The following is a 13,347-nucleotide window of genomic DNA, read 5'->3' as shown; positions in this document are numbered from 1 at the left end:
CCATAAATGTGGCGAAGGGCCACGCATGAAAACGGCGCCGGACGGACCGGGAGTTGGCGTGAACCCAGAGGGGACCTATGATCGTGTTGATTTAATGGCGCAGTCTGCCCGTTAGATGTTTTTTTTCCGAAGTTTTCAGCGACCTGACCGGAGTTCCAATGTCTGCACCCCAGCATGACCTTCTGTGTATCGGCAATGCCATCGTCGACGTCCTCGCCCCTGTGGGTCAGGATCTGATCGACGGGCTTGGCGCCGCTGCCGGGAGCATGACCCTGATTGACGCTCCCACGGCGCATGCCATCGAAAGCCGCGTCGATATCGAAAACGTGACCGGCGGCGGGTCCGGCGCGAATACGGCCGTCGTGGCGGCCCGCATGGGCGCAAAGGTTGCGTATCTCGGCAAGGTGACGGCTGACGAAGCCGGCGACCACTTCACACGCGACATCCGCGAGCAGGGCATCACCTTCCCGTCCAAGCCGCTGCCGGCCGCCGATGGCACCCCGACCGCACGCTGCATCGTTCTGGTCACGCCGGAAGGCCAGCGCACGATGTTCACCTATCTCGGCGCCTGCACGGAATTCACGCCCGAGGACGTGCATGAATCCGTCGTGGCCGATGCAGCGATCACCTATCTGGAAGGCTATCTGTACGACAAGCCGCATGCCCAGGAGGCGTTCGAACACGCTGCCCGTCTGGCCCGCAAGGCCGGCCGTCAGGTCGCCCTGACGCTGTCCGACACGTTCTGCGTGGAGCGTCACCGCGCCGCCTTCCACGAACTCGTGGCCGGTCATGTGGACATCCTGTTCGCCAACGAGGCCGAACTTCTGGCGCTGTACGAAGTCACGGATTTCGAAGAAGCCATCACGCAGGTCTCCGCCGAGACGAAGCTGGCCGTCATCACGCGTGGCGAGAAGGGCGCGGTCGTCATCGGCGACGGAGAGCGCCATGATGTGCCGACGACCGAAGTGAAGGTCGTGGACACCACGGGCGCGGGTGACGCATTCGCCGCGGGCTTCCTTGCCGGTCTGAGCAAGAAGCATGACCTCGTGACCTGCGCGAAGCTGGGCAACCAGGCCGCCGGTGAGATCATCATCCGTTACGGCGCACGCCCGACCGAGGCGTTTACGCTGACGGCCTGAGCCTCGCCCTCCCCCGTCGGTCAGGGCCGGTCTTACAGATCGGCCCAGCCGATGCGGGCGACACCATACCGATCGAATGACGCCCGGACGGCCGGGTCCAGAAGGGCGGCCAGTTCGCTTTCCTGCTCATAGCCCGGCATGAAGCGCTTCATCATGGCGTTCTGGGCCGTGGCGGGGTGGAAGTAGATTTCGCTCGTGCCCGCTGGCAGGCGCGGAATGAGGCCGCGGATATGGTCCGGCGTCATATGGCCGGACCAGCGCAGACCGAAACACCAGTCATTGGTTTTCAGACCGGCCTTGCGGATCTGGTGACGTAGGACGCTAATCCAGTGACGCAGGGCACGGTCTCCGAGCGTGTCGTTGGCCTCGACCGGCTCGGGCGGCTCAAATGGCGAGCGGACAGCCTGCAATCCATGCTCCAGCCCGGACTCGATCAGGAAGCGCCCCACGGTCGGATGCAGATGCATGTGCTTGTGGGCGTTGGCATGATCGAGCGTGAGCCCGGTCGCGGCAAAAGCCCGGAACTGGGCCTCGATCTCACGGCGCAGGGCATGACGCGCGGCCGGGCAGAAGAAATACTCCACACCCAGACGCAACTGGTTGCGGCCGAACCAGCCCTGCTCATCCGTGATGGCGGGAAGATCAAGGACGGACTTGCCCTCGATCGCCACGACATGCAGCCCAACCTTCAGATCCGGCATGGTCTTCGCCCGCCGGATGGCGTCTTCGGCGGCATCGCCTGCGACCATCAGGCTGGTCGTGGACAGGATTCCATTGCGATGGGCCTGTTCGATGGCCTCGTTGACTTCGAGGCTCATGCCAAAATCATCGGCGGATACGATGGCACGGCGAAGGGTGCTGGATGTCATGGCAGGTCTCACGAAAAAGGGGCCATGACATCTGCCATGACCCCTGGGTAGTTTTCGGTCAGGCGCGCACCGTTCAGGCGGCGTGACGGTCCTTGAGGAACTGGAAGAACTCCACACCCTCACGCAGGCGGCGCTTCATCATCTGCGGGCTGCGGACCATCTCGTTGACGATCGAGGCGATCTTGGAGCCGCGGAAGTAGAACTTGCGATAGAATTCCTCGACGCTCTCGAAGATTTCCGTGTGCGACAGGTGTGGGTAATGCAGCGGGGCGATCTGCACGCCGCTCTCATCGATCAGTTCGGCTTCCGCCTCGTTCAGCCAGCCATTTTCCGTGGCCTGCTTGTGCAGGAACGTGCCGGGATAGGGCGCGGCAAGGGAAACCTGCAGGGTGTGCGGGTTGATTTCCTTGGCGAACTTGATCGTCTCCTGGATGGTCTCCTTCGTCTCGCCCGGCAGGCCGACGATGAAGGTTCCGTGGATCTTGATGCCCAGTTTGTGGCAGTTGCGCGTGAATTCCTTGGCGGTCTCGACGCGCATGCCCTTCTTGATGTTGTGCAGGATCTGCTGGTTGCCGCTCTCATAGCCGACCAGCAGCAGGCGCAGGCCATTTTCCTTGAGAACTTTCAGGGTCTCGTAAGGAACATTCGCCTTGGCGTTGCAGGACCAGGTGACACCGAGCTTGCCCATTTCACGGGCGATAGCTTCCGCGCGCGGCAGGTCGTCCGTGAAGGTATCATCATCGAACATGAATTCCTGCACTTCGGGGAAGTACTGCTTGGCCAGACGCACTTCGGCGGCCACATGCTCGGGACTGCGGGTCCGGTAGCGATGACCGCCAACCGTCTGCGGCCACAGGCAGAACGTGCAGCGCGACTTGCAGCCACGGCCCGTATAGATCGAGATGTACGGGTGCTTCAGGTAGCCGATGAAGTAGTCGTTGATGTTGAGGTCGCGCTTATAAACCTCGGTCACGAACGGCAGGCTGTCCATGTCCTCGATCATCGCGCGATCCTTGTTCGCGATGATCTCACCCTTCTCATTGCGCCAGGTGATGCCGTCCACTTCTGCGAGCGGCTTGCCCTCGGCGATTTCCTTGATGGTGAAATCGAACTCGTTGCGGGCCACGAAGTCGATCGGACCACCCTTCTCCATGCTCTCGTTCGGCTGGACGGCAACCTTCGCGCCCACCATGCCGATCATCAGCTTGGGATTCGCATCCTTGAGCATCTGGGCAACGCGGACGTCGGACGCAAAGGACGGCGTGGAGGTGTGCATGACGACGAGGTCACGGTTCTTCACGTCTTCGAGAATGGGATCCATGCCCATCTTGGCCGGCGGAGCATCGATCAGGCGCGATCCGGGAACGAGCGCGGCAGGCTGCGCCAGCCAGGTCGGATACCAGAAGGACTTGATCTCACGCTTCGCCTGGTAGCGGGAGCCAGCGCCACCATCGAAGCCGTCGAAGGAAGGAGGCTGGAGAAAAAGGGTTCTCATCATGATCGGACACTCCTGTGGGTGGCGCCGGCCTGGAGCGAGGTGGCGCAGGACGCGGAATTTCGTTTTCTTCGGGCGATATGGACCGTTCTGCCCCGCCATGCAACGCGTGATCCGCGCGCACTGCCCACCATAATGGCCGCAGACAGCCAGTCACGGACCACCAGAAGCTGGATTGCGGCCGGAAGCGGACAGTCTGTGGCACGGTCCATGATACGACTTCCGATGGCGCGCACCAGCCATGTCAGAAGCAGCATGAACCATGTCCACCAGGCGTTCGGACGGAACAGGACAGCCGTCACGGCCCAGAACAGGGGAAGCTGGATGGCGGACAGTCCATAGCCGACAGGCGCGACGTTCTTGACGGTCCGTCCCCAGCGAAGCTCATGGGCCAGCAGGTCGCTGATGGAATGCTCGCCCACGGTGGTATGGGTCAGGGTAGGCGCAATGGCGATGTTCTCACCCCGCGCCCGGATAAGCTGACCCAGTTCGGCATCATCGGCCACATGATCGACCAGCGCCTCAAGGCCACCGATCTCCTCAAGGGTCTGACGCCGCAGGGCCATTGTGGCCCCGAGACAGTCCTGACGCCCCAGAAAGCGGGACATCATGACGCCAGGCAGGAAGTTATGATTGATCTGGCAGGCGCCGAGCTGCTGCACGAGCGTGCCTGCGGCAGGACGCCCTGCATACAATGTCGTAACCAGGCCCGTCCCCTGCTCTTCCAGACTCGTCACGACGTGACGCAGGTAGTTGGGGCTGGCGTGAATATCGGAGTCGGAAATCACGATAATGTCATGACGGGCTTCACCGTACATGTTCATCAGATTGCCGACCTTGCGGTTCGGACCGTGTTCCTGCGGATCGATCACCACGCTGACCGGAATCCGCGGATGACGCGCCCGGAGGCGCTCAATGACGGCCAGGGCGGTATCTTCCCTGTCCTGAACGCCGAAGACGATCTGGAAATCCGGATAGTCCTGGGTGAACACGCTTTCCAGCGCATCCTCCAGCAGCGGCTCATTGCCATGCAGTGGCTTGAGAACCGTGACTGACGGCCAGGTCCGGTCCGACAGGCGCAGGGCTTCGTCCGCTCTTCGCTCCGTCCGGCGGAACCGTGCGAGCAGGGTTGCGCCCGCCAGCGCCTGCAGATTGCCGGCGGCGGAAACAAAGGCGCAGAAACCGGCCGCGATCGTAAGAGGTAAGGGCACGACGGTCTTCTAGCCTTCCCGAACGTTTTTGGGAAAGGGTGCCGTCGCGGGGGCGGACTCAGTCATGCAGGAAATGGGCAGTCTTGCTGTCCAGATGATCAGCCAGACCGCTGGCGCCCCCCTGGCTCAGAGCTCCGCCGAAATCGGCGCGCTGGGCGGCCACCTGGCTGATATGGGCGTTGAGCAGGACGTCAGTGATCCGCCAGCCGGACACTCCATTCGTCATGATGTAGTCGATCGGGGTGACATCACCCCCATCCGTGCCACCGATCGTCGTATCGATAATCAGGCCGCCAGTCGGGTTGGGGCGCGTCTGCGGGTTGACCGTGAAGGCGGCCGGGGCTTCGGGTTTGAACGAAGAAGCATAGCGCGCAATCGTGAACTGGCGGAAAGATCCCAGCAGACGGGTCCGGTCTGCAGGGCTCAGGCTGTTGTAACGCACGCCGACCGAGCGACGGAGAATCGCTTCGAGGTCAAAGGCACGATCCACGGCCGGGGCGATCATCGTCGCGCGCTGCTGGGCGGTCTTTCCCGTCTTCTGGGCGGTTTTCAGGGCGTCATACAGGGCCGAGATCGGCGCCACCGCAGATGTCGCATCAGCCGGTGCGGCCGCGCCGGCCGTCTGGGCCAGGGCAGGGGAGGAGAGCGCCGTCATGGCGACAGGCCCCGTCAGGAGACAGGCTGACAGAAGGGACAGGGTCACTTTCGGGGAAAAACGGCAAATCATGATCGTGCTTTCGTCCTGTAGACAGTTCCGTGCGTAGAGATCAGGTTCATGACACACTGTATCAAGTTCCCTGTAACAAGTTCTGGCATCCATAGATCGATCTGTGCTCGATTAGCCACAGCCCTGATGCGAATTATGCAGCCTGACATTGAGGCGAACACGACAATGGGTCTATAGGCAGTCAATCTAATGCTCGATGGTCCTTCATGTTTCCCGACTTTCCGGAGCCGGGACAAGGAAGACAGCCACGGGCCATCCACGATGTGCAAGGCCCCGGGCGCCCTATGGACGCACCTTCCGGCGGCTAGAACCAGAGGATTATAATGGCCGTTCCTTTGATGCAGGCTGTCCGAGTCGGACGGTACGTTGTCAAGCAGCACCTCACGGGCCGCAAGCGCTATCCGCTGGTCCTGATGCTCGAACCGCTGTTCCGCTGCAACCTGGCGTGCGCCGGTTGTGGCAAGATCGACTACCCTGCGCAGATCCTGAACCAGCGTCTCAGCCTTCAGGAATGCCTGGATGCCGACACGGAAGCCGGTGCCCCCGTCATCGCCATCGCCGGTGGTGAGCCTCTCCTGCACAAGGAAATGCCCCAGATCGTCAAAGGTTTGATCGGGCGGAAAAAATACGTCTACCTGTGCACGAACGGCCTGCTGCTGGAGAAGAAGCTCGACGATTACGAGCCCTCCCCGTTCTTCTCCTGGGACGTGCATCTGGATGGCGACCAGCTCATGCATGACGCCTCCGTCTGTCAGGAAGGCGTTTTCGAGCGTGCGACCGCAGCGATCCGTCTTGCGAAGTCCCGTGGTTTCCGCGTCTCCATCAACTGCACCCTGTTCGACGGCGCAGTTCCGGAACGCGTTGCGGCCTTCTTCGACGAAGTCATGGCGATGGGCGTGGACGGCATCATGACCGCTCCGGGCTATGCCTATGAGCGCGCACCGGACCAGGCACACTTCCTGAACCGCCAGAAGACGAAGCAGTTGTTCCGCGACATCTTCCGCCTCGGCAAGGGCAAGAAGTGGCGCTTCACGCAGTCTCCGCTGTTCCTGAACTTCCTGGCAGGCAACGAGAACTATCACTGCACGCCGTGGGGCAAGCCGCTTCGCACGGTCTTCGGCTGGCAGCGTCCGTGCTATCTGCTCGGCGAAGGTTATGCCAAGACCTTCAAGGAACTGATGGACGATACGGCCTGGGAGCAGTACGGCACCGGCGCTTACGAAAAATGCGCCGACTGCATGGTGCATTCCGGCTACGAGTCCACGGCCGTCATGGATGCCGTCGCGCGTCCTTGGCATATCGCCAAGGTGGCCCTGTTCGGACCGGAAACCGAAAAGCCGATGGTCCCGGAAATCTCGCTCGCCAACCAGCGCCCGGCCGAATACGGCTACGAGGAGCAGGTCCAGCAGCAGATGGAGCGGATCTCCACGGGCGCCAAGCCGGCCCGCGGTCCCCGCGTCCGCGTGAATGGCCGTCCGGCCAACACGGTCTCGGATGTGGCTGACGCAGCAGACTGAAGACGCGCTTCCTCCTTGGTACGAAACAGAAAACCGGCTCTTCGCGAGCCGGTTTTTTTATGGGGAAAGTCTTTCCGCTGCGGGGGCGCAATCAAGGGCATGGCATCCGCCAGTCGTCCTGTTATGATTGTGTCTTCATTATTCTGGCCGGATCATGCTGACCCCTATCCTCGTTATCTGTCTGCTCATTTTCCTCAATGCCGTGTTTGCCATGGGAGAAATGGCACTCATCTCGGCAAAGCGGCCACGGCTGGACGTACTGGCCAAGCAGGGAGTCCGGGGGGCTACGACCGCAATCCGGCTGGCAGAAGATCCGCACAGCTTCCTGCCGACCGTTCAGGTGGGCATGACGCTGGTCTCCATCCTTGAAGGTACGTTTGGCGGCAGCCAGATGGAAAGTACCGTCACGGCATGGATCGCCAATATTCCCTCGCTCCGTCCGATTGCGAGCGAAGTCTCGATCGTGCTGGTCGTAGCGATGATCACCTTCGCCATGCTGGTTTTCGGTGAACTCATCCCCAAACAGATCGCGTTGCAGCAACCAGAAGCCATTGCCTCGCGGCTGGCATGGCTGCTGGTCGGCGTGGCCCGGATCGCACAGCCCATTGTCTGGCTGCTCAGCGGCACGTCCTCGCTGGTGCTCCGCCTGCTCCGTGTCGGCCCCCTGACACGCGCAGCGGTAACGGAAGAGGAACTGAAAGCCGTTCTGGCCGAAGGTGCCCGCGCAGGCGTTCTCGAAACCGACGAACAGGCCATGATCGAACGCCTTCTGCGTCTGGCAGATCGCCCCGTCCGCGCCATCATGACTCCCCGCAACGAGCTTTTCTGGATCGACCGACATGCGGATCAGGAAACGCTGGTCCGCAAACTGCGCCAGTCTTCTTACGCCCGGATTGTCGTCTGTGAGGGCGATGTCGATCATCCCGTCGGTGTGATTCTGGCCAAGGACATCATGGACCGGCTGCTGCTGAAGCTTCCGGTTTCCGTCGATGCGGTCCTGCGTGAGCCGCCGGTCATTCCAGACAGCCTCAGCGCCCAGGACATGATTGAGCGCATGCGCGGCGTCAATCTTGGCATTACTTTCGTCCTGGACGAATACGGCTCCTTCGAGGGCATCGTGACGCCCTCGGACGTTTTCGAAGCCATTGTCGGCGAGGAAAAGACCGAATCCTCGTCTTCGGAACTTCAGGCGGCCGAAGGTGAAGACGAATATATTTTCGATGGCTTCATGCCGGCGGACGAACTGCGTTCCCGTCTCGACCTGCCGGAACTACCAGGCGCCGGCGGTTATCATACCCTCGGCGGCGTGATGCTGGCGCTTTTGCGGCGCGTTCCGGCCCGGGGAGACAAGGTGGCGTTCGGGGGCTGGCTGTTCGAGGTTCTGGAAATGGATCGCCGACGCGTCGGAAGGGTCAAGGTCAGTCATCAGGTTCTCGCCGAAGACTGACCCTGCAGCTCAGACCTTGCTGACAAACAGGGCCGGCCTGTCAGTCACCGGGGCATATCCCCCCTGATTGCCGTAGTTCTGCGGCTGAGCCGTCATCGGCGTGGATGTCAGCAGTTCGATAACGCGCTTCTGGGCTGTAATGGCTCTTTGCAGAAGCTCGCCATTGCGATTGCCCAGTTCCGTCATCTGTTCCAGCAGGTCGCGATAGGGGAAGGCCGGCGAGTCACCCCGCGCAACAGCCTCATCCTCCTCCGGGCAGCACGGGCAAAGATTCTCCCTGCGGTCATTAGCCGCAGAAACTTCCTGCTCCAGCGTTCTGGCTGCATCCTGCTTTTCCGGAAGAAGCGCCAGAGCGTCCGGAATCCGCGCCTCTTCCAGTGCAGAGTTTTCCGCTTCGAGAATAGCGATCAGCCGCTGCATGGCCGGAATAATGGAAGCGCTCATTTCTGCTCCTGCATGGCCAGCATCTGACGGTCAATCGCGTCCGTCAGGCCTATTCCACCGTTATTTTCCATCTGCTTGGCGATCTGTTCCACCAGCATGGGCCGGAACTGTTTTTCCCCTGCCCCGCCACTGAACATGCTGTCGCTCTCTTCAGCCGTGGCGAACATGGGCTGAAGCATCTGGTTGATGGCCATCGACTCGAAACTCTGAGCTGACTTCAGGGTCTTGGCCGGATCTGCCTTCTGCCCGTGCAGTGGCAATCCCTGCGATACCGTGGCGGTGGTCGAGGATACTGTCATCAACGCATCTCCAGTTCTGCCTGCAGGGCGCCATCGGCCTTGATGGCCTGCAGAATGCTGATCATGTCTCTTGGCCCCACTCCCAGCACGTTCAGCCCTGAAACAAGCTCCCGAAGCGTGGTGCCCCCCGGAACGACCGCAAGATGATGGGTCTTGCCCGTGTCCACCTTGACGTTCGTACGGGGCACGACGGCCGTCTGGCCGCCGGAGAATGGCCCTGGCTGGGAGACCTGGGGCGTCTCCGTCACCTGAACCGTCAGGTTGCCCTGCGCCACGGCAACCGTGCTGATCCGGACGTCTGCCCCCATGATGATGGTGCCACTGGCTTCGTCTACGACCACCTTGGCCGGCGTATCCGGAGTGACCAGAAGGTCTCCGATTCGGGAGAGCGTGGAGACAGGATCATGATTGCTCAGATCCAGCAGGACTGTCCGTGGATCCTGAACGATCGCAATCGGCCCGAAGGTCCGGTTGATGATGGCCGCAATCCGACTCGCCGTCGTGAAATCGGGGTTACGCAGGCTCAGATGCAGGTTCGCACGATGACTGAGGTCAAAGGGGACTTCGCGTTCGACGATACCGCCATTGGCGATATGTCCGCTGGTCGGCACGTTGCGGGTAATGGACGCAGCCGCACCACGGGCCGAAAAGGCATTGGTCGCCAGAGACCCCTGCGCAACGGCATAGACCTCACCGTCAGCAGCCATCAGCGGCGTTACGAGAAGCGTTCCGCCTGTCAGGGAAGACGCATCGCCCGCCGCCGAGACCGTGACATCGATCCGGTTGCCTCCGTGCACAAACGCCGGAAGATCGGCCGTGACCATGACAGCGGCAACGTCATGCGTCTGAAGCTGGGTTTCCTGATCGCGGATATTCACACCCAGCCGGTTCAGCATAGAAATGAGGGTTTCGCGGGTGAAAATCGTGTTCGTCAGGCGATCGCCCGTGCCATTCAGGCCCACCACCAGACCGTATCCGATCAACTGGTTGCTCCGGACACCTTCCATGTCCGTGATGTCCTTGATGCGGACGCTGGCTGCCAGCGTAAAGCCCGGCAGGAGGAGCAGTCCGACACAGACAAACGCAGTCAGTCGCTGCGTCAGGGTCTGGAGGGGGAACGGAGATTGCGTGAAAAAGCGCATGGGCGGCGGGGTGTATCCTGATGCCTGCAAGACAGGTCTGGGGGTCTCAGGTGTTGAGGATGGTCGTACAGGGTAAAGAAACCCCTAACAGAGACGCAGATTTCCGCGCTTTCCGACAAACGGGCAAAGCATGTTCGGGGTTGGCGGATGCGGCTGGGGTGGCTATAAGCCGCGCGTTATCGCCTGCGGCTGTTGGAAGCGGACGTTGGCAGATCAGCCAGGGATTGGATGCGCATGATTACGCTGCCGCCGGATTATAGACCCTCCGACAATGAAGAGTTCATGAACCCGCTTCAGGTCGAGTACTTCAGACAGAAGCTTCTGCGCTGGCGTCTGGATCTGCTGAAAGAGGCGGATGGAACCCTTGCGAGTCTCTCGGAAGGCGGAATTCATGAATCAGACATCACCGACCGTGCCAGCGTCGAAACGGACCGGGCCTTTGAGCTCCGCACCCGTGACCGGGCGCGCAAGCTGATCACCAAGATCAACATGGCCCTCGAACGCATCGACGACGGAAGCTACGGTTTCTGCGAAGAGACGGGAGAGCCGATTGGCCTGAAACGCCTTGAAGCACGCCCGATCGCGACCCTGTCCATCGACGCGCAGGAACGCCACGAGCGCATGGAAAAGGTCCATCGGGACGATTAAGGCTTGCGCTTGGCGCGCTGACCCGTTACGAAGCGCGCCAAGGCAACGGTATGCTGCTGTAGCTCAGTGGTAGAGCACTCCCTTGGTAAGGGAGAGGTCGACAGTTCAATCCTGTCCAGCAGCACCATTTTTCCTTCTTTTCAGAGACTTGGCAGTTCGGGCAGTCTCAGATCCCCTATTATCGCAGACCGTAGCACATGGCTGTCATGGATCACTTCCGCAAGCGGGATGTGGATCATCTTGACTACAGCCTTCTGCAAAACTTCCCACAATCCGATGAATGATGCCCGTGCAGAAGTACAGGCATTAAAAAAGCCGCCTCTCCGAGGGAGAGGACGGCCTTTTCCGGCTAGTGCGCCTTTTAATCGCGACGGTCGCGGATCTTTACATACGCAATAGCCGCATGCTCAGCGCAGTAAGGCTTTCCGGGAAGCGGTGTCGCGCCGCAGAAATGAAAACCCGGTGTACCAGGATCGCCGATGGGCCAACAGCAGGACGGGCCACGGCGGGTCGGGCGGTCGATGCCAGCGGTCGAAAAGCGGGGCGGCATGGCCGGACGCGGCGCGGGAGCGACGCGAGGTTCCGGCTTGGGGGCTACAGCAGGCTCCCGACGGGCTGTGACGGCCTCCTTGGCGGCCGCCGAGTGGGGACGTGAGACAGCGGCCGGCTGGGGCGTCGGTTTCGCGGCTTCAGGGGCGATAGACGGTGCTTTATGGAGCGGAGCAGCAGGCTTTTCTGCCACCTTTTCCGCAACACCCACAGACATCTTGGCGGAAGCTGCCTCCTTATCCGTAAACAGGTCCGCTGCCGCAGGTTCGGCAGCCTTGGCGCGAGAGGGGCTTTTACGACGGGGGGTGGCTTCCGTCGTACCCGTTTCACCGTCCTTGACCTTGCGGTTGCGGATGGGAGACGGGCGGGGCGGCAGGCCCAGACGGTGCGCCTTGCCGACGACGGCATTTTTGGTGATGGAGAGCTGGCGGCCGATTTCGGCGGTCGAAAGTCCCTGACTCCACAGATCGCGAAGTCTGGCGATCGTCTCGTCCGTCCACTCCATATGTTCGTTTCCCTGTCCCGCTTCGGTGCCTGAGCCGGCCCGATATCCTGTTGATTTTCAATCCCGGCCCACCGGACCCGGAACATCTTCGGGACGTTTCTTACCAGAAACTCCCCGCCACGTCGAAGGCGGTTCTTATGCGACCGGTTCGGCGACGCGCTGAAGCTCCACAAGGCCGTTCACGACGGCCAGAGCGATTTCGCCACGGACCAGCGCCTGGGCATCCAGACCGAAAAGTTCGCGACGCCAGCCCTTCAGTGCGCCGACATCGGTTTCGCCAAGAGCAATCAGGTCCAGATCGTCCGAAGAGGCCACCAGACGGGGCGCCACCTTGTGCTGCTCGCACTTGGCGGCCAGCAGGACCCGTAGAAGCGCCACGAGGGCTGTGGACGGCCGTGGGCGATCGGATTTTGAAGGAGCCTTGGGGAGTTCGGATTCCGGAAGCTCCTGGGCGATACGGATCGCTTCGAGCAGGCCTTTGCCCATCTTTCCTTCGGCAAAACCTCGGGTCACGCCCCGGATGCGGGAGAGAGCCTCGACCGTATCGGGATGAACGGCCGCGATTTCCAGCAGGCTTTCATCACGGATGACGCGCTGGCGGGGGATATCGGCGTTCTGGGCTTCCTGCTCGCGCCATGCCGTGACTTCACGCAGGATGCCGAGCATCCGGCGGTTGCTGGTGCGGGCTTTGAGCTTTTCCCACAGGCGACGGGGATCGGGACGAAACGTTTTTTCTTCCGTCAGGATTGCCTGTTCGGAGTCGGCCCAGTGCAGACGGTCCTGCTCGGCAAGCTGCTTGCGCAGAGCCGCATAGACGGTTCGCAGATGGGTGACGTCAGCGGCGGCATAGGCCAGTTGCGCCGCGCTGAGCGGACGGGCCGACCAGTCACTGAAGCGATGCGCCTTGTCGATGCTGCGGCCGGTGATTGCGCCGACCAGACTGTCATATCCGACCTGATCGCCGAAGCCCGCCACCATGGCGGCGACCTGCGTGTCAAAAACCGAGACCGGAAGGCGATCGAAAATATGGAGAAAGATCTCAAGATCCTGCCGGGCGGCATGGAAGACCTTGGTGCAGTCCGGTTTGGCCAGAAGGGCGCCGAGGGGGGCGAGATCAATACCGGGCGCCAGAGTGTCGATCAGGACGACATCTTCGGTTCCGGCGAGCTGCACGAGGCAGAGCTCGGGCCAGTAGGTCCGTTCCCGGACGAATTCCGTGTCAATGGTCACGAAAGGCTCGTTCTGCAGTTTCTCGCAGATACGGGCCAGCTCTTCACTGGAGGTCAGGAGAACGGGGGTCGGGAAGGTCGGAGCTTTCGAGCGCATGAAACGATCCTACACAAAGCGCCGGATCG

Annotated in this window: 13 protein-coding genes and 1 tRNA gene; 5 read left to right on the top strand and 9 right to left on the bottom strand. The window is 61.5% G+C overall.

Annotated features, from left to right (window positions below; translation table 11 throughout):
- The first annotated feature begins 158 nt into the window (after positions 1-158).
- The gene (locus tag HKD31_RS01645; protein WP_194263855.1) at positions 159-1,139 is read left to right on the top strand and encodes an adenosine kinase; all 981 of its coding nucleotides are present in this window, start codon (positions 159-161) and stop codon (positions 1,137-1,139) included.
- Between the two features lie 32 nt (positions 1,140-1,171).
- Here the strand turns inward: HKD31_RS01645 and hpnK are convergent, their stop codons facing one another.
- The 4 genes from hpnK to HKD31_RS01625 form a co-directional block, all read right to left on the bottom strand.
- Entirely contained in the window at positions 1,172-2,008 is an 837-nt protein-coding gene (gene hpnK, locus HKD31_RS01640) for a hopanoid biosynthesis-associated protein HpnK (RefSeq protein WP_194263856.1), read from the bottom strand.
- Positions 2,009-2,081: 73 nt separating this feature from the next.
- Entirely contained in the window at positions 2,082-3,506 is a 1,425-nt protein-coding gene (gene hpnJ, locus HKD31_RS01635; protein ID WP_194263857.1) for a hopanoid biosynthesis associated radical SAM protein HpnJ, read from the bottom strand.
- On the bottom strand, positions 3,503-4,714 hold the full coding sequence (gene hpnI, locus HKD31_RS01630; protein ID WP_194263858.1) for a bacteriohopanetetrol glucosamine biosynthesis glycosyltransferase HpnI: 1,212 nt from the start codon (positions 4,712-4,714) through the stop codon (positions 3,503-3,505). Before hpnI ends, hpnJ begins: the two co-directional genes overlap by 4 nt.
- Positions 4,715-4,772: 58 nt before the next feature.
- Entirely contained in the window at positions 4,773-5,441 is a 669-nt protein-coding gene (locus HKD31_RS01625) for an ABC transporter substrate-binding protein (RefSeq protein ID WP_194263859.1), read from the bottom strand.
- Between the two features lie 323 nt (positions 5,442-5,764).
- Here HKD31_RS01625 and hpnH point away from each other — a divergent pair, with 323 nt between their 5' ends.
- Positions 5,765-6,958 (top strand): adenosyl-hopene transferase HpnH, encoded by a 1,194-nt coding sequence (gene hpnH / locus HKD31_RS01620; protein ID WP_011252194.1) that lies wholly within the window; start codon positions 5,765-5,767, stop codon positions 6,956-6,958.
- A 154-nt stretch (positions 6,959-7,112) separates the two neighbouring features.
- Entirely contained in the window at positions 7,113-8,405 is a 1,293-nt protein-coding gene (locus HKD31_RS01615; RefSeq protein ID WP_041111211.1) for a hemolysin family protein, read from the top strand.
- 9 nt (positions 8,406-8,414) lie between these two features.
- On the opposite strand, the gene HKD31_RS01610 is transcribed toward HKD31_RS01615, so the two are convergent.
- Genes HKD31_RS01610 through HKD31_RS01600 form a run of 3 tightly spaced genes read right to left on the bottom strand, consistent with a single transcriptional unit; the run spans position 8,415 to position 10,290 of the window.
- Positions 8,415-8,849, bottom strand: coding sequence for a flagellar protein FlgN (locus HKD31_RS01610; RefSeq protein ID WP_194263860.1), 435 nt, complete (start codon positions 8,847-8,849; stop codon positions 8,415-8,417).
- On the bottom strand, positions 8,846-9,148 hold the full coding sequence (locus HKD31_RS01605) for a rod-binding protein (RefSeq protein WP_194263861.1): 303 nt from the start codon (positions 9,146-9,148) through the stop codon (positions 8,846-8,848). Before HKD31_RS01605 ends, HKD31_RS01610 begins: the two co-directional genes overlap by 4 nt.
- On the bottom strand, positions 9,148-10,290 hold the full coding sequence (locus tag HKD31_RS01600; RefSeq protein WP_194263862.1) for a flagellar basal body P-ring protein FlgI: 1,143 nt from the start codon (positions 10,288-10,290) through the stop codon (positions 9,148-9,150). Before HKD31_RS01600 ends, HKD31_RS01605 begins: the two co-directional genes overlap by 1 nt.
- A 234-nt stretch (positions 10,291-10,524) precedes the next feature.
- Between HKD31_RS01600 and dksA the strand changes: the two genes are divergently transcribed.
- Both dksA and HKD31_RS01590 read left to right on the top strand, forming a co-directional pair.
- Positions 10,525-10,938 carry an RNA polymerase-binding protein DksA gene (gene dksA, locus HKD31_RS01595; protein ID WP_041112617.1) on the top strand — a complete coding sequence of 138 codons (414 nt, stop codon included), beginning with the start codon at positions 10,525-10,527 and terminating at the stop codon, positions 10,936-10,938.
- 52 nt (positions 10,939-10,990) lie between these two features.
- Positions 10,991-11,065: transfer RNA gene (locus HKD31_RS01590), tRNA-Thr, on the top strand.
- A 234-nt stretch (positions 11,066-11,299) separates the two neighbouring features.
- Here HKD31_RS01590 and HKD31_RS01585 read toward each other — a convergent pair.
- Both HKD31_RS01585 and rnd read right to left on the bottom strand, forming a co-directional pair.
- Complete coding sequence (locus tag HKD31_RS01585) at positions 11,300-11,992, bottom strand: GcrA family cell cycle regulator (protein WP_194263863.1); 693 nt, start codon at positions 11,990-11,992, stop codon at positions 11,300-11,302.
- 135 nt (positions 11,993-12,127) lie between these two features.
- The gene (gene rnd / locus HKD31_RS01580; protein ID WP_194263864.1) at positions 12,128-13,318 is read right to left on the bottom strand and encodes a ribonuclease D; all 1,191 of its coding nucleotides are present in this window, start codon (positions 13,316-13,318) and stop codon (positions 12,128-12,130) included.
- Positions 13,319-13,347 lie beyond the last annotated feature (29 nt).

Origin of the sequence: Gluconobacter potus (assembly GCF_015244705.1) — a bacterium.
Classification (GTDB): domain Bacteria; phylum Pseudomonadota; class Alphaproteobacteria; order Acetobacterales; family Acetobacteraceae; genus Gluconobacter; species Gluconobacter potus.
The sequence above is the reverse complement of the archived record's forward strand: the minus strand, read 5'-3'. Positions and strand labels throughout refer to the sequence as shown.